The organism is Bradyrhizobium sp. BR2003 (assembly GCF_009720285.1).
Classification (GTDB): Bacteria; Pseudomonadota; Alphaproteobacteria; order Rhizobiales; family Xanthobacteraceae; genus Bradyrhizobium; species Bradyrhizobium elkanii.
Window position 1 is genome coordinate 53,971 of the sequence record NZ_SMYJ01000043.1, and the last position, 22,710, is coordinate 76,680.

Sequence of the window (22,710 nt, forward strand, 5' to 3'; positions counted from 1 at the left end):
GGCGAGCATTCTATATCGAATCTCACTCGTTCATCTCTGATAGCGAAATGGATAGTGAGCCGGTCCCTCAGTCGCTCTTGTGCCTCGTAGGCTCTCGATATTCGTCGCGCGAGATCGATAGGACCCTCGCTGCATCACGCTCGACTCCAAATCACGAAACATGGTGTAGTTTCGTCGGATCCATTGATGCAGTTCGGTGGTCCAGTCCTTTTCGTCGCGCAGATACCCGGTGAAGGAAAAGCTCAGTCGATCGACATATCTCTTTAGAAACAACGGCAGCGCGGAAATCCGGAGCACTCGCTCACAATCCATCGCTTCAGGTAGTCCTCCGCGCAGCACGAATTCATTGTGGACGGTGACCAGCGCCGCCGGTGGAATCTGCCGCCGCAGCATTTCGTAACCACGGAAGGAATGGCGGTCAGCGCCCGCGACGAAGAGGATGACAGGAGCGACACAGCAGCGTGCTGTTTCCTTGATGAAGCCGATCTCCTCGCACATCTTGAAGAACTCGTCGAAGGCGTGGAAGCCGAGGTCGATCACCTTGGCTACCCGATCGTGTATGATCAGTGGGTCCATCAGCTGCATCTTACCGTAAGTGTCAATTACATCAGCTGTCTCTGTGATGTTGGGGAGATAATCGAGCAATGACGGCTCCTTCAGATTTACATCGAAGGAGAGCGCCGTACCATTTTTCAGCAGCAAGTACTCGCTCACGAGGCGAGCGACGAGAGTTTTGCCGACCTGCGGGCTAGGAGAGCAGATGATGTAGATAGGAGTCGCTAACATAGCCAGCAGATCAATCTCGCTTCGTCCCTGGGCTCAACCCGTCGCTCGCCGATAATGCGACTAGTTCTCGCCGCTCCGAGTCGCTGACTTGGCGCCGGCCAATTCCGTCAAGTTGATGCGATCAAACTCGCTCCAGACATTTGCCAGCCAGTGCCGTACATAGCCGCGCAGAACGAAGGAATTGTTCGCCGGCTCATCGTTCCGCCCCTTGTTTGCGACAAAATCTACGAATGGGACAGAAGCGACTTCGACCTGCTCATAGGCCATCTCGTTGAGCTTCGGGATGGTCAACTCGGTCGCATGCTTGATGCGGTGAAAATAGGAATTATAGGTCGATTGGTCCCATTGGAAGAATTGAGTGTCGTTGATGAAGTTCTTCACCAGATAATACTTTGCGCCGGCCATGAAGGTCGCGGTCTCGGCGATCTCGTCCAGCGAAGCGATGGATGATCCCAGAATATGGAATACGGCAAAAGTGATCTGGCCGGATCGCGCCGAATCCAAAAAGCCGATGTCGCGCAAGGAGGCCAGTGCTGTGGATAGTAAGCCGGCGCGAGCATCGATAACAGTGACGGATAGCCCTGAGTTCAGGGTATCGAAGATCTTCATCTGGTCCGCCGTCGTCGTCATATCGACGATCTCGGTGATTGCGGGATAGAAGCGCTTCAACGTTCCCCGCGGCGACTCCGTGTCGAATGCGCGTGTTTGCACGTTATTGACGTTGAAGTAGTCGAGAAGCGTCCGTGACACGGTCGTCTTGCCGACGCCTCCTTTGTCCGCGCCCACCACAATCACAACCGGCTTCACCATGGAATTCTCCTGAGACACTCGCTATTGCCGCGCGCGACGTGCGCAATCGGCGTGTCTTTGCTTTGGATGCGAACATGGCAGAAAGAAGGGGCTATTGAATCTTCGATGCGGGTGCGGTGCGATCGGTGAGGTTTTCCAATGCCGAGCCATCAGAGTTCTTTGATTGCAACGACGATGCAATTCGATGACAGCAACTAATCTCTCGTGATCGCGTTTCACGTGAGGTTTGCGATGAGCTGAAGGAACAATTCTTCGAGCAGTCGACCGTACGCGCCGATGATCGCGATCACCATCATGACGCCGAATGACGCCGGATCAAATCGCTCTCGCTTGTCACTGTCTCGTTCTAGGCCGGGAGTGGCTTGGCGATGTTTCTCATGGTCGCGAGGCGAGCGCTGGCGAGAAGCTCCTTGGAGTACGCTGTGCCGAAGTAGTCGAGGACGAACGTGCCAGAGTAGCGTAGATTACCGAACGCGCGGATTAGGCTATCGAGCATTGCGCCGACTTGCCCAATGCGGTCGCGATAGAGCGCGCGAATGACATTAACGGCGTTCATCGAATGAACCGCCTCATCGGCAATTACCTCTCGCAGCCAGTGATGAAACGTATTGTTGCCAAGAGCGTCGTAAAACGGCTTTTCTGCCGCGTAGGCGCGGCAAGTACACATTTCGTCAAACGCAATCATAACCAGCAAGGAGAATTCGTCCTTCAGGTAGTCGGTGATCGGACCAAAGTCATGCGATCGAGCGCCCAATCTCTCGCGAAGATCCTTTTCGGATCCGTTCGCGACAAGTTCAATGATGCGGATGAAGCCATTGGTGTGGCGCTCTTCATCAATCGCCCAGGCGTTGAGAAATGCCGCAGCTTCATCGGTCGCGATGAGATTTCTGGCGGCAAGTTCGTGTTTCAAATACCGGGCGTCATATTCCGTGTATAGGTCAGGCCACAATTTATCCCAACGTGCGCGTATGGCTGATGGTTCGGCGCAGAACATCGCAGGTGTAAGAGCGCTGAACAATTCGTTTGGATTCCAGTCCCGTCGAACCGGCGTGATCATCCCTGTCCCCTAGCCGCGAGCGCTCGGGCGAACGTTTCTATTTTTGTCTGCCAGAGCCCTGGCAAATATTAGCTGCATACGAAACGGCCGTCGCCTCTTAGTTTTGGCGGGTAAATTCCGGGTCGTGCCGCTCTCGGCCAATCGAAGGTCCCGGTTAATGCCAGCGAAAGTTTATCGCGGTGAGAAGCAAGTCAAGAATGAGCCGAATACACGCGATTACCGCTCCTTGGGTCGAACGTCACTCCCTAAGCCGACTGGTTACGTCGTACTGATCGGCACGCATAGTTCGTCAGCCTACCATCGACCAGTTGCTCGGACTGCACGACAACATGGCCGCCACCGTATGCTGCCGCGGAGCGTCGAGCGATGGGACGTACGCCAAGCAACGTGCTGTGCGAGAGCGCCAGTTAAGCAGACTCAGAGCGTTGGAGTGGTTGGTAATGCTCCCCGATCCGCCTTCGTCGCTGTTTAGCACAAACTGCTATTGCCCTTTATTCCTGTCGCACTCTGTCCTGTCCGGTGTAATACTTACCTGTCCAGAGTCCGACACCGCGGATTTTAGCTGCGGGAGCACTGTATCAAGCACATGGTTTTCCTGTTCGGGGACGGCAACCCCTCACGATCGTTTGTGGCACGACACTTGCTCGGTCGGAAAGTAAAAATAGTGGCGTCACAATTGTAAGCTGGTGTGCAGACGCGCCAACTAGGGATCATGGGAGACATGCTGGAGTTCTGCTCAGGTGTCGTCTCGTCTATATACAACCACACAGGAGATGGTGATGACGAAAGAAGCCGGGATCAACGATGACATCGGCATTGCAGCCGGCGCATTTCAAGACTTCACGAAGCGAGCCATCGGAGCGCAAAGCGAGTTTGTGAAAAAGTACTCAGAGGCCTATTGGCACTGGCATGAGCGCATTCAAATCGAATCGACACAGTTGACGGAGTTTTTCAAGGATGTCTCCTCGACGTCGTCAGCGCCCGACCAGATCGGCATTCTTCAGGGGTGGATGAAAGGTGCCAAGCAGCGGTTCACGGAGGATGTTGTCTATTCTATCGAGACCGCGAAAGCCCTCACGAATGTCGGACTGCAGGCTTGATGTGATCTCCGCCGGTGCAAGGCGGCGGTCTCGTAAGCATGTGCAAGAGATTGCGATATTATACACGTGGCAATTCGTACACTTATCGACCACATCTCTTATCACTCTTGATGTTTGGCGGCGGCGTATAGTGCGGACGCTGAAGGCGAACTTAGCTATCGGCAAGCCGGCCACTCAGGCGTCAAGCTCTGGACGCTATTGTTCGCTGCGCCATCTTGCTCGGGCCAAGGCGCCGTCCATCTGCGGTTGTGGCCCGGCATCCTCGGTCTCCGTCTTACTTTCTAGCGCAAGCGACAGTTTGAGATTGTTGCGCAACATCGCATTTGAGGGGTCTCTTTCGAGAGCTTTGCGGTATAGCCCTTGCGCCTCTTGATGGCGGCCCTTCTGATCGAGGACAACGCCCTTGGCGTTCAGTATGCGCAGATCGCCGGAAGACGCCAAGAGGACATTATCGAGAGCCTGAAGCGCTTGATCAGGCAATTTGCGGGCCAGCAGGACCCGCGCAAGAGAGATCGCCGCATCGACATTGTTTGGTTGTTGCTTCAACGTATCGCGCAGAGTTTGCTCATCAGCATCCCGACCGGGTCTGTATGGAATTGGTTCGCGCACGCTAGGATCGATCGCCTTGGCGTCAGCTAGGTCTGACGAGGGCGTCTGCCGCGATGAAAGGGCCGACCCATCCGGGTTAGCGCAGCCGGCGAGCAGAACCATAGCGAGCAAGGCCGAGCACAAGGCTGAGCGAGAGAAGCGTCGCCAGCGGCTTATTTCATAGGAATTCATAGGTTATCTCACGACGAGCTGCTGCTCTGTCAACTTGCGGCGGGAAGCAGCCCGCCACGCTCCGAGGAAGGAACCCGTTCCTTGGCAGGCGGAAGTCTCACGGACCCAATTGGCTGGACTGTGAAATCCGAGGCGAGGTCCTGATAAGACAGAACGGGCAGATCGATCCCGTTGCGGGTGAGAAAGCCGCGAACGAAGCGCCGGATATCCATCGCGCCCAGAATGACGGGCTGGCTTTGGCTTTGTGCGATGGTCGAATGGATCTGACGGAATTGTGAAAGCAGCTTCTCGCTCTGCCGATCGTCCAGAACGAGATATGGTCCGACAGCGGTTTCGCGCACCGAACCGCGCACTATCTCTTCAGTCTCACGCTCGATGATAAAGGCGGCCACCACGCGGTGGGCATTGGCATAGCGAAAGCAGATCTGCCGCTTCAGCGCGGCACGAACATATTCAGTGAGCAGAACGGCGTTCTGCTCGCGTTCACTCCATTCTGCAAGGGCCTCCAGGAGGAGGCGAGTGTTGCGAATGGGTATCCCCTCATCGAGCAGGCGGCGCAGGACCTCTGCGATCCGAGGAATGGTCGCCGTACGAAGCACTTCCTTCACCAGATCGGGGTACTCCTGCTCCATTCGGGCAAGCAGTTGACGGGTCTCTTGAATGCCTACCAGGCGCTGTGCGTGGCGTGTCAATGTGGAATGGAGACGTAAAGCAAGAATTTCGACCGGACGGTGGTGTCCGATCCCGGCGGCTTTGAGCGCAGCTGCATGGCGTTCTTCGATCCATACGCGAGCCGTCTCCGGATCTTTCCGAAATGGGATGCCGCTTAGTTCAATGTTCGCAATATCATCGTTGAGTGCGAGTTGCGTCGGATCGATCACATCCCGCTCAACCGGCACGCTATCGACATCTATTCTGAACTGCGACTTGGATAGGTTCTGATCAATCTGGGCCGGGATGCGCGGAACCGTGATTCCAAGGTCTGCCGATACCGACGTTGAAACGCGCGCGATGCTTTGTTCCAACTCGTTCTTGTCGATTGAATGTGTCAGGTTCGGCGCGAGGAATAACGCGATCGGAAGTGCTTCCGCGTGAGCGGCTTGCTTCTGTGTCTGTGCTGGAGCCGGAGCCGAGGCGGTGACATTTGTGGCTGGCTTCGCGGCAGGCTTGTCGACTTTCGCGCCGACCTTGACACAGCTTGCGGCAGCGAAGAGCGCGGCCAAGATGACGAAGGGGGGCAAGGGGAAGCCAGGAACGAGGCCCATTAACAACAAGACGCAGGCCGCCAGCCGAAGCGCTTGTGTGCTGGCCGTAAGTTGGCTGACAATATCGGCCCCAAGCTTGAGCTTGGAAGGCCCGTTGACCCGTGTGACGATGGTCGCGGCCGTAATCGACAGCAACAGTGCCGGAATCTGTGAAATGAGCGCATCACCTATCGTCAGCAGCGTATAGTGATGCATCGCGGCATCGAGCGACATACCCTTGGAGAGCAGGCCGATGCTGATTCCGCCCAGCATATTGATGCAGATGACAATCAGCCCGGCGATCGCGTCGCCTTTCACGAATTTCATGGCGCCATCCATTGCACCATGAAGTTGGCTTTCTTGCTCGAGTGCCGCGCGCCGGCGACGTGCTTCGTGTTGATCGATATGGTTGTTGCGCAGCTCCGCATCTATCGCCATCTGCTTGCCCGGAAGTGCATCGAGCGTGAAGCGCGCTGACACCTCTGCGACGCGCTCGGCGCCTTTGGCAAGGACCATGAACTGCACCATGGTCACGATCAGGAATATGACGATTCCGACAGCGATATTGCCCGAAATGACGAAGTCGCCAAAGGTGTGGATGATGCTGCCGGCGTCACCCTCCGCAAGAATCAGGCGCGTTGTTGCGATAGTCAGCGCCAGACGAAAAACCGTCGAAATCAGAATGACGCCCGGCAGCGACGAAAAATCAAGCGGCGTGCTGAGATAGAGGGCAACCATCAGCAGCAATATGGCAAAGCCAAGGTTGAAGCCGATAAGCATGTCAATCACGATGATCGGGATCGGCATGATCATCATTCCGATTGCCAGAAGCAGCATCAGTGCGACCATGATATCCGGATGGGCCGGTGCGCGGGCGACGAGATTTCGTAGGTGCCTGGCCATGCAAAAAACCTTATTGTTTGACCGGAGCCGGGCTGCCCCGCAAGGAAACATAGCGCTTGAAGGTGGCCTGCGCCTCGGCCATGCGGCCAGCCTGACGCAGAGCATGGCTGCGCAGCAGCAGCAATGGCAGGCGCGACGATGGCTGATCATCAAGCATGTCCAGCCTGTCCAATGCCGATAGCGCTTCCTCGCCGAGGCGCTCTGAGATGAGGGCATAGGCGAAGATGCGAAGCAGCTCGACGTCTTGAGAATGTTCGTGAACGACGAGCCGCAAGAGAGCCAGACTGTGTGCGCTCTGCCCACACGCAAGGTGGACATAGGAAAGCGCGCAGAGCAAGTTGCGCTCGGGCCCAGAGATCGGAACTACCCGATCGGTTTTGGAAACATTCGGCGACTGGGTAGGTGTGAAGTGCTGCACGTCGTGCGGATCTGACATTGCTAGCCTGGGACCAAGCTGTTGTGATTCTGCCGGAGCAGGATTAACCGCCGCAGCTCCAGCCGCAGAAGCGCGGCCCCGTCGGCTGCGACCGAGCCCTCTGGCGCGGCTGACAGCGCATCGGCGAGACGCTCGAGGAGAAGGACGTGTTGCTCTGGACGTACAACATGCGAATGACGCAGGCGGGGTGTGACGAAGGAGAGCAGGCTATGCGCAAGATTGGGACCCTTCAGCCAGGTAAGTTCCGCACTGGTTTCGCTCTTACCTGCGTGCTCGGTGGCATCAGTGGGATTGATCCGCGAGATCGGATCGATTGACTTGAGTGCGAGCGCGTCATCGATCGTGCTGGCAGCCAACCGCTCCTGCGCTTCGGGCTGTTGGACAACTGACGTGTAACCCTTGCCGTTTCCATAGACCTTGTCGATGCCGATGCTGCTGGCCTGAGGTGTGGCCGGGGCGATGACAGGCGCATGATGCTCGTTGTTAATTCGCTGAAAGGTGCCAGGCTCTACGGACCGCTGCGGCAGCCTAGTCATGAAACGTTCCTTCGTTGGCCGCGGGCTAGAACTCTAATAAGACAAAGCAGCAAGCTGGCCATTGCGTGTCAGCAGCACACGTCCGTCCTCGATCTCCTTTACGGTCCATCCATTGCTCAGGAGTGCACCCGCGAAGTACTTTTGACCAGCAATGACCAGATAAGGGGCGTTTCCGCGCCAAACTGCCTGGACGGCAATTGCGGGGGGCGCCTTCTCCTCCTTGATGGCGAGCGCGCTGACGAGCGTATAAGCACCATTGCTTTGGACATCGAACCGCTGCTGGATTTCACGCCATTTAGCGAGCGAGGCAGGCGTAATAGTGCCATCGGCGGTCACAACGCCCGGCCCAGAACCGACTTTGACGCCCAGTAGGCCCGCTGCGTCAACTTCCCGTTGCAGCCGTTCAGCCGCTGCGTCGCTGGCCGGAACATCGGAGGGCGCGAGCGCGATTTTGGGGGCAATGTCCGTGACGGTGGACGAGGTGCTCAGCGCTGCGGCGCTGTCGAACTGGACAAGTCTCGTTGAAAGGGTGCCAACTGCGGCAGAGCTGATGAGGACCAAGGCGAGCGGGATAATCGGTACATGCCAGCGCCCGGTAGAGCCGGCTTGCTGAGGGCCTTCGGTCGAGCAGCGAATGGACATCGCGCCCATATGGATGACGGCAGGAAGAGGGACAACCACGGGCTCATTTGGCGAAATAGGGTCGCGGCCCTCGATCGCGACGTTCGCGGCAAGGGCCTCGATCTCGATCGAGCTGACGTGCCAACTGACGCGAAGATGGTGCGGTTCGAGACCTTGCTCGATGAAGACCAAATCAGCATCGAGGCTGCTGCCAATCAAGCAGGGGCCGCCCCCCGCTTTGCCGGTCAGCCCGGAATAAGACCCCGACAACACTTCGAATAGCGGGGAAGCTGGTTCATTCACGATCGTCTCCTGAATGAAGAACGAGACCGTACGGCAATGCCGTACGGTCTGTTGCGACTTCACAGATCATGCGGCCGGCAAAAGCGGGACGATATAATTTCGTCCCGCTTCATCCGTTACTGCACTCGCTCGTCGGCCACTTTCTTGACGGTCGTGAGCTCTGTCGAGACGACGCGAAGTTCTACATCCCTTTCGGCAGCCTTCGTGCTGCTGGCAGTCAGGGCGGCGAGCTGCCTGTTGAATGCCGCTTCTCCCGCAGCTTCAGCAGCGGCGGAACCCGCGGCTGCAGTAGCAGTACCAGCTGCGCCACCCGCCGTCGAGGTATGAGAAGCACCAACCTTATCAGCCATATTGTTTCTCCTGTTCATTCGAAGATTGCCGCGCCTTGCGGCTCCGATTTTCCTGACGCCGCAACATGCGAGTCAGGAATCCTCCTCTGTCTCGGCCATGGTGTCGTTGAAACGATCCATTGCACTACTTACAAACTGGATGGCGACGGTGCCGAGAGCAGCGTTAAACGCTTGCTGCAAAGCAGCGGCTTGCGAGCCGGCGTCTGGACCAGACGCGCCGCCGCCATTTAAGGGAGCTCCTGCACCATGCGATTGGCCATGATCATCGTGCTCGCCAGGCGGCCGAGATCCCTTTTTGCCGCCGCCAGTCGCGTGGAGGTCAGTATCAAGGTGCCCAGCGGCGCTGGAGCTGGAAACGCGCATCGGGTTCTCCTACTTCAAAACTTCGTTCGTGCGGAGGAAGCGGTCTCCGTCACGTCTACTATGGAAGCATTAGCTTTCGACAAGCTGACGAGCCGCAGAAATACAGTAAGCCAATCTCTTCGGTGTTGCCTCTGGACACGCCGCTTCATATTTCGGCAGTGTGTCGGCGAAAGCTGCAGATCAGAGAGTTGGTACAAGATCTCGCCTATGTGGCACTCGATCAGGCAAGCCGTTGTTCATCGGAGCGCAGCTTTGATGAGGGGAATGAAAGCGCCAGGATGGATAAAATGGACTTAGGCTTTGACGTGGCCCAATGAGGGGACCGCCCGGCCGGGACCCCCTCAGCTTGTTCGGCAATTTGGTTGCCTCGAACCAGGCAGCGATTTGTCTCGATCCTGCCCGGGCGGGGCGGCAGGTTGAAGTTGCTCATGCGAGTAAGCGACGAAGAGCGATCCTCTAGTCCCGCTCGTAGCAGTCCCATAAAAATGGACCACTTTCGTGGACAGCGATCAGGAGGTGCTGGAGACAAGGACTTTGAGCGTCACGTCCAGCAATGTGCTCTCGATCCGACGACGTAAACCGGTCAGGTTTGCCGCTCCGTCCGGTTCCGTCGCGAGGTGAAGGCATCGACAAGGTCACTGTCCGCGACGGGTGGCGCAATCGGCCCGGCGAAATCGTCGCGGTGGCCAACGCGATGTGAGAACGCCCGTCGGGCGCTCGAGTGCAGCCGACAAATGCGCTGGTTTAGCTTCGACAAACACGCTCGTCGGTGTAAGCATCGAATATGCTTGCGCGACCTGCGCGGCGGGGACGACCCTACCGCGTGGTGGCCTCGCAAGCTAGCCTTTCGTCCAGCTTCATCCTGCGTCGATAGCGCCGCTACGACTAGGCGTAGGCACCTGCAGCTTGCGTGCGCTCGGATTCAATCCGTGCCTTGAGGTTATTCAGATAGTCCTCGGCGTAGGACTGGGCCATCGACACCGGCAGGTTGATGCCGGCCGTCGCCGCTTCTTGAATTGCCTGCTTCACCAAGCCTTCTCGAATCGCTATTTTGACCTCGGGGCCGGCGATGCAGCCCACGGCCTGCGCCGCAAGACTGAGCCCGGCTTCCTCCAGCGCCTTCTTCATGTTGCCGCCGCTGATTGCGGTGTGCAGAAGATTTGCAGCTTGCGCTTCGGCCTCGATCACCATTGAAGCAAGATCGGCCAGTTCGCCGAGCCCTGGAATGAAGCCGAGTACACCAACGGCCGTCGCCGTCCAGTCGAGTACCTTCGAGCCCACCTTGAGCACGTCATTGAGTGCGTGCATGAGGGCACCGCCGTTCTTCTTGGGAGACTTGATGTCGGGCTGGTCTGCCACGCCAATCATCATGTCCGCCGTGGCCTCCTGTTCGGCCGGCGTTTGAGCGGCATGCGTTTTCAATTGCGGAGCGGCGCGGTTCGCACCAGACATGTTGTTGAAGAACTGGTTGAAATCGTTTCTGCTGATGTTTCCCGAATCAACCGTATGGCCGCCGCCGAAGTCAAAAAACTTGTGGTGGGTTTTGTAGCCAGTAATCGCGTTGTTCATCAACCCGAACAGCACAGGATCCGAGAGCAGCTGGGAAGCCGCGCTTCGCACCTCGGGGGAAAGGCTCTTGTCGTCCACCATACTCACGAGCTTTTCCCGGGTCAGATCGCCATTTCCAAAGAAAGCGTCCTGGTTCTTGTTGATCGTGTTTAGTGTGCCCAGCTCGTCTCGAGTGAGACTCATCGATGACGAAGCGACCTGCAGGAAGTCCTCTTTGTGGACCTGATCTATCGAGCCGCCGTACAACTGCTTCCATTGATTCGGGTGGTCGAGAAAATACTGAGCCGCCGCGAGGACCTGTGGGGGGCATTTGCCAATGTCGGCATTGCCGTCCACGATGTGCCTGAAATCCGCTAGGCTCAAGTTCTTGGGCAGGTTATCGGAATAGCGGTAGAGTTCGCGCAAGGCATCGGTCAGGTTCATGACCGATGGCTCACCGTTCCCGGAACCGTCGGATGGCATGTAGTTCTGCTCGTAGGTCCGCGCCCGCTGCTCCTGGAACGCGGCAACTTGAGGGTGATGGTCGGAAAACCCGCAGAGATCGCCGGCTTTGATCCTGCCGCCACAGCGGCCGTCGCCTTGCGAACCGATCGCGTAGAAGAGCTCCGGATCCTGTTGCAGTGCCTCGATCGCCGCCTTTAGATCCGGCGGTGTCGAAGGATCGTTGGCCAAATCTCCCAGAGATTTCCAATCAAGCGGGCACTTGTCCTTGTGGCGGTTCAGTACGGAGACAATCTGCAGTTCCGCATTAGTCAGCGTGCCACCGTTCCAAGTGATCCTTGAGCTTTGTACGGGCGCTTCCGCAATGATCGGGCTGCCGGCAGCACAGGACGGCTGTGGGTCATCCTGATATGCATCCAATGCTGCCCTTATCTCTGGTGGCAGGATATTCCGCGCCTCCTGCGTGAGTTCCTCCGTCAGTTGCTTGGTTGATTCTGTGGGGGCCGGTTCCCGCGGTGCTGAATGATCGCTGGTCGTGTCTTTCGACGTGAGGCTGGCCAGCATCGCCTGAAAGCTGGCAAAGTCCTGCGCCGAAGAGGGCGGGGCGGGCATTCCGGAGAAAGCCAAAGTTGAGTTGGCGGTTGGCGATAGGTCGACTGACATTACACGTCCTCCGATAAGAGTGCACCACAAGACGGTCACCAGCGCGGCCCGAGATCGCGACGAACAAGGCGTGTTGATCGGCAGAGTTCAACAGGTCCTATCACTTGCGTCCTGTTGCTCAGTGCGCCTTCAGCGCTCAGTTCCGCGACTATCCATGGGAACACCGCCGTCTAGATATTCACGCCGTATGGTAAAACGGACAACCTTTCGAGAAGCTGACGGCGCTCAGACGATTTTAAGGTGATTAATGAAATAGCCTTGCAAGCAAGGGACCTGGACGTATTTCAATGCCGGTGCCAGCTTCGTTTGGTTGCGTTCGCCTGGCCTGGTGCCATGTCAGCGAGTTAAGCTCCTGATCCAGAACCGTGTAACTGTAAGGCGTCGATGGCAGCGTCAGCGGCGCGCCGAGCGTCCGGACGACGTCAGGCAGGTGAAAACAGTAACACATAGCTCTTTCCTCAAGATGACAGCCTCCGAGATCGGATGGGTATACCTGCTATTTTTCACGACAGGATCGGCACCAAAATTCGTCCCAAATTTTGAGGCCGATGCTTCTTCCTAAGTGGAAGCCAGCCGTGATTATCAGGTAACGAACGCTCGTCAGCTTTCGGTCAGCTCGCTTCTCTAATGGGCTGGCGCATTCGCGCTCACGAATGCTGCCAATCTTATCACGCGACAGAAACGGTCCTTCTCATGTTGCCTGCCGTCGCCTCGACCGCTCTCAACTCGGCCGAATGTATCTCCAGCGGCTGTTCATCGGTGCGGGACCAGTGTCATGATAGTCTTGCGCTGGCGGATGCTCTTGTCCGCTTGCCGCTTCTGCTATCGCACCGTTGGGTGTAAGGCCGACCTGTATACCAAAGTGCGGGCGAGTACGAAGGCTCCTGCCGTCGACTCGCTTGCAAATGAGATGGGAGAAATTGTGTTGCGGGTAGATTTTTCGCGTATTAATCGGTCTAAAGCTCTATTCTATGATATTTATGCTTCTGATGATCCGAGGGCATATTTCTCGATCCTCGGAGACCTGGATTATATGATCCCGGACGTGGCTGAGCCGGTTGTGCGCCAAATCCTGGCAGCGAAAGCTTCGGCAACCGGCCTTAAGCCCGTCGTGCTCGATGTTGGATGTTCATACGGCATCAACGCAGCGGTGCATCGCTTTCCGCTGACCTTCGGAGGCTTGCGTCACCGCTACGCTCGGCGTGAGATGAGGGCGATCAGTTCTGAGACACTGGTGAGTCTCGATCGCAGTTTTTATGCAGCCTGGCCTGATGTCGGGTTGGCGCGCTTTATCGGCCTCGATGTGTCGGCACGGGCGATCAGCTATGCAAAGAGTGTTGGCCTCTTGGAGCAGGGCATCGTCGCTGACCTTGAAAAGGAGGCGCTATCGACGGACAGCGCGCGCATTCTCCGCTCCGTGGATGTTATCATGTCAACCGGATGCATCGGCTACGTTACCGAGAAGACGTTCAGCGAGATTCTCGATGCGACAGAGAAGCAACCATGGATCATCTCCTTCGTGCTACGAATGTTCCCATTTGAATCTTTGGCCGAGGCGTTTGCAAAGCGTGGTCTTGTGACAGAACGTCTTACCGGCGTGACGTTCATCCAGCGTCGCTTTCGCGATGCTGAAGAGTTTGAAAGCTGTTTGGCCAGCTTGGCGGCCCTTGGTGTGGATGCGACCGGCCTCGAATCAGAGGGGCTGTTTCATGCCGATCTGATCTTGTCTCGCCCAGAGGCGGATGCACGGGCCAGGCCTCTGGAAGACGTTGTCACCGTCGCCAGCGGCAGGGGACGTCCGATTGGGCCCCGTTACGTTCATGTTGAAAGCGACGAGGGTTTGCAGGTTGCGCTGGAGCCCTGACAGTTAAGGACCACAGTGCAGCGCGCGAGTCCTTCGGCGCTGGATCAATACGTCGAAAAACAAAGCCATTCTGGTCGAAGGCGCGCCAGAGCCGACGTTGTTCGCCGACGATGGATAACGACTTCGTCCAGATGCCGTTTGTCGCCGCGAGCGGGGGAGCGCTGCGATTCAAATCGGAGAGCGCCTTGCCGAATTCCCTCTCCACTGACGCGCGGTTTCATAGATCGCATCAACGCGACACGTGGGCCAGAATTTCCTCGACTATACGCAAACTTAACGGAAACTGGAAAGGCGGCCCAACGGCATCTTCAATCATCTGCAGCGGAAGTGACAGCGGCGATAGCGTGGTCCGGGCGGTCGGTATGTTTTTGCCTTCTAAATCTCGATCTCTCCAGTTGACGAATCCCGGCGAGTGGTGCCTATCTCTAGCCAGTCACGGTCTTCCGCTCCCCACACCTTGTAGGTCGGAAGCTAAGAGGGAACCCGGTGCGCCAAAATGGCAACTCCGGGGCTGCCCCCGCAACTGTAAGCGGCGAGCGGTTGTCATCATGGTCACTGGCGCGACACAGCGCCGGGAAGGCCGACGGCCGCAGTGACCCGCGAGCCAGGAGACCTGCCGCGACTGAACGAAAGTCCTCGGGCGGGGTGCCCCGGTGGGTCGCTTGCAGCCGGGGACATTTGCCCGGATTCCTCGCAAGTCGTCCGCGCGGCCCACGCCTCACATCGCGGGGTTGCCGATGTCGTCGTCTTACAATTTCGATCAGGAGGGTCATCTCATTGAGCCGTCGCATGTGCGGGCGGGACCAGCGCAGGCATGGCCTAAGCCGCCTGAGTTGTGTCGTGTCTTGCCATCGCCGGCTCCGCTGCCGCGCCCCCTTGCGCCATCGCCAAGGCCGGCCGATCTCAAGCTCGATCGGACGCGCGACGACCTGTTGACGCCGTTCGGCAAGCTGACGGTGACAGACCGTTATCTGCTCGCCGGCGAATTGCTCCAGGACATGTTCGCGCGGGTGTCTTGCGCCTTCGCGGATGATGTTGCGCATGCCCAACGTCTCTATGATGCGATGTCTCGGCTGTGGTTCATGCCGGCCACACCGGTGCTGTCCAACGGCGGCACCACGCGCGGTCTGCCGATCTCATGCTTCCTTAACTCGGTGTCGGACTCGCTCGAAGGCATCGTCGGCACCTGGAACGAGAATGTCTGGCTTGCCTCTAACGGCGGCGGCATCGGCACCTACTGGGGTAACGTTCGCTCGATCGGCGAGAAGGTGAAGGGCGGCGTTACCTCAGGTATCATCCCGTTCATCCACGTCATGGACGGCCTGACATTGGCGATCAGCCAGGGCTCGTTGCGGCGCGGCTCTGCGGCGGTCTATCTCGATATCCACCACCCCGAGATCGAGGAGTTCCTCGAGATCCGCAAGGCGTCCGGCGACTTCAACCGCAAGAGTCTCAACCTGCACCATGGGATCAGCGTTACCGACGCGTTCATGCGTGCCGTGGGCGCCGGCACCGCGTTCGCTCTGCGCAGCCCGAAGACCAACGGTGTCATCCGCGAGATCGACGCCCGGCAGCTGTGGCAACGCATCCTGGAGAACCGACTTCAGACCGGCGAGCCTTATCTGTTGTTTATTGACACCGTCAACCGGTCGCTCCCCAAGCACCAGCGCGAGCTCGGCCTCAAGGTCTCTACCTCCAACCTGTGCAGCGAAATTACCCTGCCGACTGGCATCGATCATCGCGACGAGGACCGCACCGCGGTGTGCTGCCTGTCGTCGCTCAACCTCGAGACCTGGGACCAGTGGAATGAGAAGCCAGGCTTCATCGAGGATGTCATGCGCTTCCTCGACAACGTGCTGACCCACTTCATCACGGTGGCGCCGGACGGCATGAAGCGTGCCCGCTACGCCGCCTTGCGTGAGCGCTCCGTCGGCCTCGGCGTCATGGGCTTCCATTCGTTCCTGCAGTCCAAGGGCATTCCGATGGAAAGTGTCGTGGCCAAGTCGTTCAATCTGAACATGTTCCGGAAAATCCGTCGCGATGCCGACGCGGCATCCGTGACGCTCGCGCGCGAGCGTGGGCCGTGCCCGGATGCACTGGAACGCGGTGTGATGGCGCGCTTCAGCCATAAGATCGCGATCGCGCCAACCGCCTCGATCAGCATCATCTGCGGCGGGACCAGCGCTTGCGTCGAGCCGATCCCGGCCAACATCTACACCCATAAGACCTTGTCCGGTGCCATCTCGGTGCGGAATCCGCATCTCGCCAAGCTGCTGGCCGCCAAGGGCGCAGATACTTCGGCAACCTGGCAGTCGATCATCGCGCACGAGGGTTCGGTCGCCCATCTCGACATCCTGTCGGAGCACGAGAAAGCGGTCTTTCGCACCGCCTTCGAAATCGACCAGCGCTGGATCGTCGAGCTAGCCGCCGACCGCGCCGCGTTCATTTGTCAGAGCCAGTCGATTAACCTCTATCTGCCGGCTGACGTCGATAAGTGGGACCTTCACATGCTGCATTGGACGGCATGGAAGCGCGGGGTGAAGAGCCTCTACTACTGCCGTTCAAAATCGATCTCGCGGGCGGCGTTTGCCGGCAACATCGCTGACGGCGACAAGGCGGCGCGGCCGCAGCCGGCGCAGCGGCGCGCTGACTATGAGGAGTGCCTAGCATGTCAGTGATCGATCTCTCATCCGTCGATCCACGCACACTGATCGGCAAACGGTGCGTCGGCCTCCTCGACTCGACTGGCAGCTATGACGTCGATCGCTACGCCTGGGCTTACGAGTTCTGGAAGCGCCAGCAGCAGACCCATTGGATGGGCGAGGAAGTGCCGCTTGGTGCCGACCTGAAAGATTGGGCGTCGGACCACGTTACCGACAGCGAGCGCGCGCTGCTCACTCAGATCTTCCGTTTCTTCACTCAATCGGACATCGAAGTCGGCGATAACTATCTTAAGCGCTACATCCCGATCTTCCAGCCGCTCACCATCCAGATGATGATGGCGGCGTTCACCAATATGGAGACGGTCCACATCGACGCCTATGCGCTGCTGCTCAAAACGCTCGGCATGCCCAAAACCGAGTTCGAGGCATTTCGCGGCTATTCCGAGATGCGTGCCAAGGCGGACTACATGCACGAGTTCGGCGTCGACACAGTAGCCGATGTCGCCAGGACCTTGGCGATGTTCGGCGCCTTCACCGAAGGGATGGCGTTGTTCGCGAGCTTCGCGATGCTGCTCAATTTCCCCCGCCACAACAAGATGAACGGCATGGGACAGATCGTAAGCTGGTCGGTTCGCGACGAGAGCCTGCATTGTGAGGGCATTATCAAGCTGTTTCACGAATGGAACCGTGAAACCGGCGCGGTGACGCGCTCCGTCCGTGACGATATCGTCGACGTCGCCAATACCATGGTGAAGCTGGAGGAGAATTTCGTCGACCTCGCCTTCGGCCTCGGCAGGATCGAGGGCATGAGGCCTGAGCAGATCCACACTTACGTCCGCTATGTCGCCGACTGGCGACTGACCCAGTTGCGGATTGCCCCGGTCTTCGGCTTCTTCGAAGCCAACGAGGGCGGGTTCACCCAGCTCAAGGCGCATCCGCTGCCTTGGCTCGTCGAGATTCTCAATGGCGTCGAGCACGCCAATTTCTTCGAGCAGCGCGCCACGGAGTACTCCAAGGCGGCGAGCCGCGGCAGCTGGGACGGCGAAGACGGGGTGTGGGCAACTTTCGGCCGGACGTAGCCAGACGGAAAGCGCTTTGGAGTGCCCGTCCGCGCATTTTCGGACGTTTGCGAAAGTCGGCTCTGCCGTGATTGCGGGGCCGCAGCCGACGTCAAGTGGCATGATCTATGCCGCTCCAAATCGTGGTCGCGGGCCTTCGGGACGGACGTGCCAAAGTGGCGTGTTGAGCACACCTAAGGTGTCCGCCAGTATCGGAGTTTATCAAAAACGCTCCGGGTGGGCTGAGCAGAGGCAGCGCGGTATCGGGCAACCGATCGAAGAAAGCTGCGGCCGTTGATGCCGATGCGCAAATGACCTCAATTGCAGTTTTCACGAGGCGCGCGACGTAATCGATGTCCACGCGGTTTGCGTTAAGGCCGCCTGCAATGCGGCCTAAGATGAATTGGTTGCACGCTCGCCGTCCTCCTGGGAAGGGCGGACGGAAACGGTTTTACTCACCTTGGCCAAGGGGACGCGGAAAAGCCTGACTTGAATGCTGCGGGCCGGCGGCTGTGTACGTGACAATCACGCGTGATGGTCAAGGTGGCCGACTCCGTGGTGTCGGTCCACGCAAAGTGCAGGGCGGAGTAGGCAAAAGTAAGAAGAGGGCGCACGGGTGATCGTTTGTCTCTCGCCGTGCACCTATCTTAACGTGACCAGGTCTCTGCACTGATCGATTGGGCCTTAAAGAGGGGCTTGGCAATTTTTCGCCGGCCGAGGGCCGTCACCGACTGCTGTTGCCGTTCGCAATTTCAATCTTTCGGCGCCACGGACATGGCCCTGCCGAGGCACGGGCCATGTCGCTAGCGGGCAGGTGGATCTTCCTCAGAGTCTGCAGGTCGATCTTCAGCCGGCTCTTCAGGCCAAAGGGTCGGATCCAGCGACGGTGTGAGACGAATGAAGCCCTCGTCCCTCCATTCGGCTGTGTGAGGCACCCCGAGAAGGGTGAAAACCTTTGAGGGCTGCTCCCTGCTCGGCTTCACTCCGCTGCGCTCAAGCATATCGATCTCAGCGTCTGTGGCTGTTTGGCCGGTGAAAACCCAGTAATCCTTAGCGAGACGGCCTTCCACCATGCGGAACCCGGAAAGTTCTGGTGGTGTGGCTTCGGAAGGACCTGCCTCGGACGGCCCGGCTTGCAATGGTCGAGCGTGGGAGGGGCCGGCGTGGGACGGCCTGGCCTGCACAAGTCCGGCGTACGATGGCCCTGCATGTGATGGCGATGGCCCCGCGCCCGAAGGGCCAGCATCCACATTCTGCCATATCAGATCCTGATCGATGTCAGGATGAGCCTCAATCGCCTGGGCGATCGTCTGCTGAGACAGGGGCTGCGGAAAGCTTTCCAGTTCTGGCGCGATGTGGTCCGCAGTTGGCGTATGCGAATTATCTTCCCAGCCCAGGTCGGTCGACGGATGCGCCAAATCCAGGTACGGCGAATAGGGGTGGCCAGCATCCAGGTATGGCGAATAGGGATGGCCTGCACCCAAATATGGCGAATAGGCGTCCCCCTGCAGCACTGGAGGGGCAGCATGTTGTGGCGGAGCACTAGCGTGCGCGCCACTCAGCCGCTGCTCAAAGCTGGGCGCGTCCGTGAACGGTTCTGGTGGCTCGGGCTCTGGGCCCGCATTAGCTGAACCGATTGCATTGAAATCCATCCTGTCACTCCTTTCCCATGATGAAGCGGATCAAGCGAGACGAAAGCTCATGTCCTTCGGCTCCGACGCAACTGGTACGCAAGCTTGCGTTGACCTTTGAGCCCCGAGCTTCCGGCAAAGATGACGCTCACCCGCTTCCGCTCGCGCCTAGGGGGAGCTGGTTGTCCACATCCATTGCGCTCGGTAGAAGGCGCCGCCATCCAGATGTCCGCAAGCTCATGCTGGAAGCATCAGCTTTCGAAAGGCTGACGATCAGACGGATTGGGCCAATGCAGACCGGATCGACTTTGGCTGAAGGTGTCTCGCTTTGGTTGGTCACCTCTGGCCCGTGCCAGCTTCGCGCAGGGCGCCATCCTGATGCGGCGCGTCGGGCGAATAATGCCCTTCCGGGCGTCCGTCCCGAATAACCACGCTCGAGGAGCCGCGAAACAACATCAAAACCGAATCCCGCGGCGGCCTTTCGGGGGCGGCCGGATTGCGCCGCGCCTGCGCCTCCGCCACAAGGCCCTTCAACGTCTGGTCCACCAGCGCGATGAAGCGTGGCGGGCCCGAAGCCAGCACGAGGCCATCGCCCGGGGCGGGTTTCACGATATAGCGTTCATCGGAGATGTTGAGCGCATCTAGCGCGGTCTTGAACGCATCGAAGCTGATCGGGCTCAACACCATCAGTCGGCTTTGCGCCTCGTGGGCCGCAGATATGTAAAGCACGAGGCCGTCGTAATACCATTGAAGATTGTAAAGGTTGGTCAAACGCTCGAGGAACTCGCGCGGTGGCAGGTCCGGCATTCGTCCGCGAATCCGGCCCTTCACTTCAGTGCTGACATTGACCCTGATATTGAGATTGTTGCCAAACTCCTGCAGCGCTGCAGAAAGGTCCTGGTCCAGAACCGTGTAGCTATAAAGGGCCGACGGCAGCGAGAGGGGGGCGCCAAGCGCGCTGACCATTCCAAGACAGATGAAACCTCCGGCGTAAAGAATTCTCTTCAATACCATCGTAGATCGGACAAACATTTCCTGAAGGCCTTCTGAGAATTAAACTTGGAATTTCGGTCCAGCCTGGACGCCAAACGTGATCTTTAGATGACGCAAGGCGGCGCATCCTCGTCAGGTTTTCGTCAGCTCACCGTTCTACGATCTTGATCCGTTCAGTGTTGACAACGCCTGGTTTCATCAACGAGCGCAATGACTCCTTATATGATGTTAGGCGCAACGCCGATCTCACCCAATTCAGCCGACTGTCTTGCCAATGCCTGCTCGCCGGCAGCTGCTGGCGAGCAGGCCCACTTTGAGCAGTCTCTTGCACAAGCGGCCTCCAACCAGAGTGCCACCTCATCGGTCGCAGATAGAGCCGCAGTCGTTCCGCCGGTATCGGAAGTGCAGCGCGCGAACACGCTGGCGAATCCGCCGGGTGATCGCATCCTTCAAGCGCTTTCCACCATGTACCACAGCCATGTCGGTGCTCCGGCGGCTGCTAATGTGCCGTCTGCGCCGAGCGTCATCCAGCCTGGACCTGCCGCGCAGCCGCTCGACATCGGCGCGCATGCGACAGTTAAACCGGTAGCGGCCGATTTCGATTCGATGATGGTGAATCTGCGGGATGTCTACCGGGACGTCGTTCAGGTGTCCCTTGTCTCTAAGAGCACCAGCGCCGTGAGTTCGTCGCTGAACAAGCTGCTATCGGCGGGCTGAATGAGGCTGATGCCTGGTGGGATGCGCAGTGCGGGCAGCGGCAGCCGTCAATCGTGGCGACGGCTTCGCGTTTGCCTTGCTCTGCCCCTTCTTGTTCCGTTGCTCGGCTGCAAAGCTGACCTCTACAGTAAGATTCAGGAGCGTGAAGCCAATGAGATGCTTGCGCTTCTACTTGGCAAGGGTGTCGATGCAGCTCGTGTTGTCGCCAAGGATGGGACCAGCACGATCCAGGTCGAGGAAAGGCAGCTCGCCTATTCGATTGACTTGCTGAATGTTGAGGGGCTGCCGCGCCAATCTTTCAAGAATCTTGGCGAGGTATTTAAGGGGTCCGGCCTCGTTGCCTCGCCGATCGAGGAGCGGGCCCGTTACGTTTATGCCCTCAGCGAGGAATTGTCGCGTACGATTAGCGATATCGACGGCGTCCTGTCCGCCCGGGTCCACGTGGTCCTTCCTAAAAACGATCTGTTGCGGCAAGATGCGACCCCGTCCTCAGCGTCGGTTTTCATCCGACATGGCTCCAACGCAAAGCTCTCGGCGCTGTTGCCTCAGATCAAGATGCTCGTAGCCAACAGCATTGAAGGGCTGTCCTACGACAAGGTGGCTGTGGTCTTCGTGCCGGTTGAGCGAACTCCGCTTGAGCAGCCAGCGTCGCCGGCAGCCTCTTCAGCTCAATCCGCAAAATCTGCTTCAACGCCGTGGCTTGCGCTTGGGGTTGGTGGCGCCGGCGCCGTATTCGTCATTGCATCTTATGTGTTGCTCGGTGCGCGTCTTCGTCAGTTCGGCCAATCATCGCGCAAACTGATCACGTTCAGCAGGCGTTCGAATGTGCCCGCCGTTCAGGCTGCTGGTAAAAAGATCATGTCTGATGCGACATAGCCAGGACGCTCATGTCGGTATCAATGTCTCCCACTGAACCCAATCGTTCGTTCACGCTGGCTTCCGATCAATTGCGCGAGCTTACTGCCTCGATCCATCCGAGCCGCCTTGCTGCCTGTCTTGATCCGCTGCTGTCGCCGGCCACGTTGCTCCGACTACAGCAGAGTTTTAGGCTGCAGCCAAGACTGGCCGCACTGCTGGTCGGCCACGAAGTCGATGTGAGCGGAGCTGGCTGGAACGAGGATCCTTTGCTCGGGCATGATCCGCGGCGCGCTGCCCTGCTCGCCGGCAGTATCTGGCATGCACGTTCCGTCCTGAAGCTGGTTTCAAAGCACGATCTGTCAATTTTGGTCAAAATGATCGGTGCTGAAGCGCATGCTTTCGCCATCCGGCATCTATCGAGTGCAGTCGCAACAACCCCTATTGCCGATCCGGAACACCTGTCGCGACAGATTGAAGATGATGGACATGCCTGTCTTGGTGCCTGGCTCGATAAGGCTCCAGCGCTCGACCGTAGCCGTGTGCTTCTACGCCTGCCCGTTGGCACCGCCGCGGACAATCCGGCAGCTGAGCACCGTTGCGCCGCAGGCGCGCTGCTCTCCTTAGTTATGGCCCATTTGAGGGCGGAGGCTGCCACGGTATGACGCTCGACGTCCCAGCATTGCCTGTGACCCCGCAGATCCGCCCGCTTGGACCCCTGATCCCGGCAGCCGAGCTCAAGATCTGGCATGACGCCGTAGACGCGCGGGCCGCTGCCGAGCGGCACCTGCAGCGTGTTCGCAGCTGGGGACGCAAAGCTTATGAGCGGGAACGGGAGCGCGGCCATGCCGAGGGCGTCAAGGCAGCCGCAGAGCAAATGACGCGACTGATTGCGCAGGCTGCGTGTGAACTCGCGCAGCGAAAGGCCGTTCTGGAGCAGCAATTGCCCGAACTGGTCATTGAGATC

Annotated in this window: 21 protein-coding genes, 1 pseudogene and 1 riboswitch; of the genes and pseudogenes, 8 read left to right on the forward strand and 14 right to left on the reverse strand. The window is 58.5% G+C overall.

The window, feature by feature from the left end:
* Positions 1–30: 30 nt before the first annotated feature.
* The 3 genes from E2I15_RS34135 to E2I15_RS34145 form a co-directional block, all read right to left on the reverse strand.
* Positions 31–786, reverse strand: a complete 756-nt coding sequence (locus tag E2I15_RS34135) for a hypothetical protein (RefSeq protein WP_137479494.1) — start codon at positions 784–786, stop codon at positions 31–33.
* 60 nt (positions 787–846) lie between these two features.
* Positions 847–1,596: a P-loop NTPase family protein gene (locus E2I15_RS34140; protein WP_137479493.1), complete on the reverse strand. Its 750-nt coding sequence runs from the start codon at positions 1,594–1,596 to the stop codon at positions 847–849.
* A 346-nt stretch (positions 1,597–1,942) separates the two neighbouring features.
* Positions 1,943–2,653: a hypothetical protein gene (locus E2I15_RS34145; protein ID WP_246668137.1), complete on the reverse strand. Its 711-nt coding sequence runs from the start codon at positions 2,651–2,653 to the stop codon at positions 1,943–1,945.
* Between the two features lie 779 nt (positions 2,654–3,432).
* Between E2I15_RS34145 and E2I15_RS34150 the strand changes: the two genes are divergently transcribed.
* Complete coding sequence (locus E2I15_RS34150; RefSeq protein WP_137479492.1) at positions 3,433–3,753, forward strand: hypothetical protein; 321 nt, start codon at positions 3,433–3,435, stop codon at positions 3,751–3,753.
* Positions 3,754–3,948: 195 nt separating this feature from the next.
* On the opposite strand, the gene E2I15_RS34155 is transcribed toward E2I15_RS34150, so the two are convergent.
* From E2I15_RS34155 to E2I15_RS34190, 8 genes are all read right to left on the reverse strand, one after another.
* Entirely contained in the window at positions 3,949–4,533 is a 585-nt protein-coding gene (locus E2I15_RS34155) for a tetratricopeptide repeat protein (RefSeq protein WP_137479491.1), read from the reverse strand.
* A 29-nt stretch (positions 4,534–4,562) separates the two neighbouring features.
* Entirely contained in the window at positions 4,563–6,680 is a 2,118-nt protein-coding gene (gene sctV / locus E2I15_RS34160; protein ID WP_137479490.1) for a type III secretion system export apparatus subunit SctV, read from the reverse strand.
* 10 nt (positions 6,681–6,690) lie between these two features.
* Positions 6,691–7,116, reverse strand: a complete 426-nt coding sequence (locus tag E2I15_RS34165; protein ID WP_170991566.1) for a histidine kinase — start codon at positions 7,114–7,116, stop codon at positions 6,691–6,693.
* Between the two features lie 2 nt (positions 7,117–7,118).
* The gene (locus tag E2I15_RS34170; protein WP_137479489.1) at positions 7,119–7,652 is read right to left on the reverse strand and encodes a hypothetical protein; all 534 of its coding nucleotides are present in this window, start codon (positions 7,650–7,652) and stop codon (positions 7,119–7,121) included.
* A 33-nt stretch (positions 7,653–7,685) separates the two neighbouring features.
* The gene (locus tag E2I15_RS34175; RefSeq protein ID WP_170991565.1) at positions 7,686–8,576 is read right to left on the reverse strand and encodes a SctD/MshK family protein; all 891 of its coding nucleotides are present in this window, start codon (positions 8,574–8,576) and stop codon (positions 7,686–7,688) included.
* 116 nt (positions 8,577–8,692) lie between these two features.
* On the reverse strand, positions 8,693–8,926 hold the full coding sequence (locus E2I15_RS34180) for a nodulation protein NopA (protein ID WP_137479487.1): 234 nt from the start codon (positions 8,924–8,926) through the stop codon (positions 8,693–8,695).
* A 72-nt stretch (positions 8,927–8,998) separates the two neighbouring features.
* A complete protein-coding gene (locus E2I15_RS34185; protein WP_155262723.1) occupies positions 8,999–9,289 on the reverse strand; it encodes a hypothetical protein in 291 nt (96 codons plus the stop codon).
* Positions 9,290–10,174: 885 nt separating this feature from the next.
* Positions 10,175–11,962, reverse strand: a complete 1,788-nt coding sequence (locus E2I15_RS34190; RefSeq protein ID WP_246668136.1) for an HrpF/NolX family T3SS translocon protein — start codon at positions 11,960–11,962, stop codon at positions 10,175–10,177.
* Positions 11,963–12,872: 910 nt separating this feature from the next.
* Between E2I15_RS34190 and E2I15_RS34195 the strand changes: the two genes are divergently transcribed.
* Complete coding sequence (locus E2I15_RS34195; protein WP_137479555.1) at positions 12,873–13,826, forward strand: class I SAM-dependent methyltransferase; 954 nt, start codon at positions 12,873–12,875, stop codon at positions 13,824–13,826.
* A 30-nt stretch (positions 13,827–13,856) separates the two neighbouring features.
* Here the strand turns inward: E2I15_RS34195 and E2I15_RS39410 are convergent.
* Positions 13,857–14,190, reverse strand: a pseudogene (locus E2I15_RS39410) (transposase family protein); the annotation flags it as partial.
* Between the two features lie 55 nt (positions 14,191–14,245).
* A riboswitch (cobalamin riboswitch) is annotated at positions 14,246–14,461 on the forward strand.
* Between the two features lie 210 nt (positions 14,462–14,671).
* Here E2I15_RS39410 and E2I15_RS34200 point away from each other — a divergent pair.
* On the forward strand, positions 14,672–16,504 hold the full coding sequence (locus E2I15_RS34200; protein ID WP_246668135.1) for a ribonucleoside-diphosphate reductase subunit alpha: 1,833 nt from the start codon (positions 14,672–14,674) through the stop codon (positions 16,502–16,504).
* Positions 16,495–17,568 carry a ribonucleotide-diphosphate reductase subunit beta gene (locus tag E2I15_RS34205; protein WP_155262724.1) on the forward strand — a complete coding sequence of 358 codons (1,074 nt, stop codon included), beginning with the start codon at positions 16,495–16,497 and terminating at the stop codon, positions 17,566–17,568. Before E2I15_RS34200 ends, E2I15_RS34205 begins: the two co-directional genes overlap by 10 nt.
* Positions 17,569–18,350: 782 nt before the next feature.
* Here E2I15_RS34205 and E2I15_RS34210 read toward each other — a convergent pair.
* Positions 18,351–19,199: a hypothetical protein gene (locus E2I15_RS34210; RefSeq protein ID WP_137479484.1), complete on the reverse strand. Its 849-nt coding sequence runs from the start codon at positions 19,197–19,199 to the stop codon at positions 18,351–18,353.
* A 315-nt stretch (positions 19,200–19,514) separates the two neighbouring features.
* Entirely contained in the window at positions 19,515–20,192 is a 678-nt protein-coding gene (locus E2I15_RS34215; protein WP_246668134.1) for a nodulation protein NolW, read from the reverse strand.
* 189 nt (positions 20,193–20,381) lie between these two features.
* Here E2I15_RS34215 and E2I15_RS38920 point away from each other — a divergent pair, with 189 nt between their 5' ends.
* The 4 genes from E2I15_RS38920 to E2I15_RS34235 all read left to right on the forward strand — a co-directional run.
* Positions 20,382–20,888 (forward strand): nodulation protein NolB, encoded by a 507-nt coding sequence (locus E2I15_RS38920; protein ID WP_246668133.1) that lies wholly within the window; start codon positions 20,382–20,384, stop codon positions 20,886–20,888.
* Positions 20,889–21,764 (forward strand): type III secretion system inner membrane ring lipoprotein SctJ, encoded by an 876-nt coding sequence (sctJ, locus tag E2I15_RS34225; RefSeq protein ID WP_170991564.1) that lies wholly within the window; start codon positions 20,889–20,891, stop codon positions 21,762–21,764.
* 11 nt (positions 21,765–21,775) lie between these two features.
* On the forward strand, positions 21,776–22,408 hold the full coding sequence (locus E2I15_RS34230) for a nodulation protein NolU (protein WP_137479482.1): 633 nt from the start codon (positions 21,776–21,778) through the stop codon (positions 22,406–22,408).
* A partial coding sequence (locus tag E2I15_RS34235; protein WP_502707217.1) for a FliH/SctL family protein occupies positions 22,405–22,710 on the forward strand: 306 nt, incomplete at its 3' end. The genes E2I15_RS34230 and E2I15_RS34235, both read left to right, overlap by 4 nt.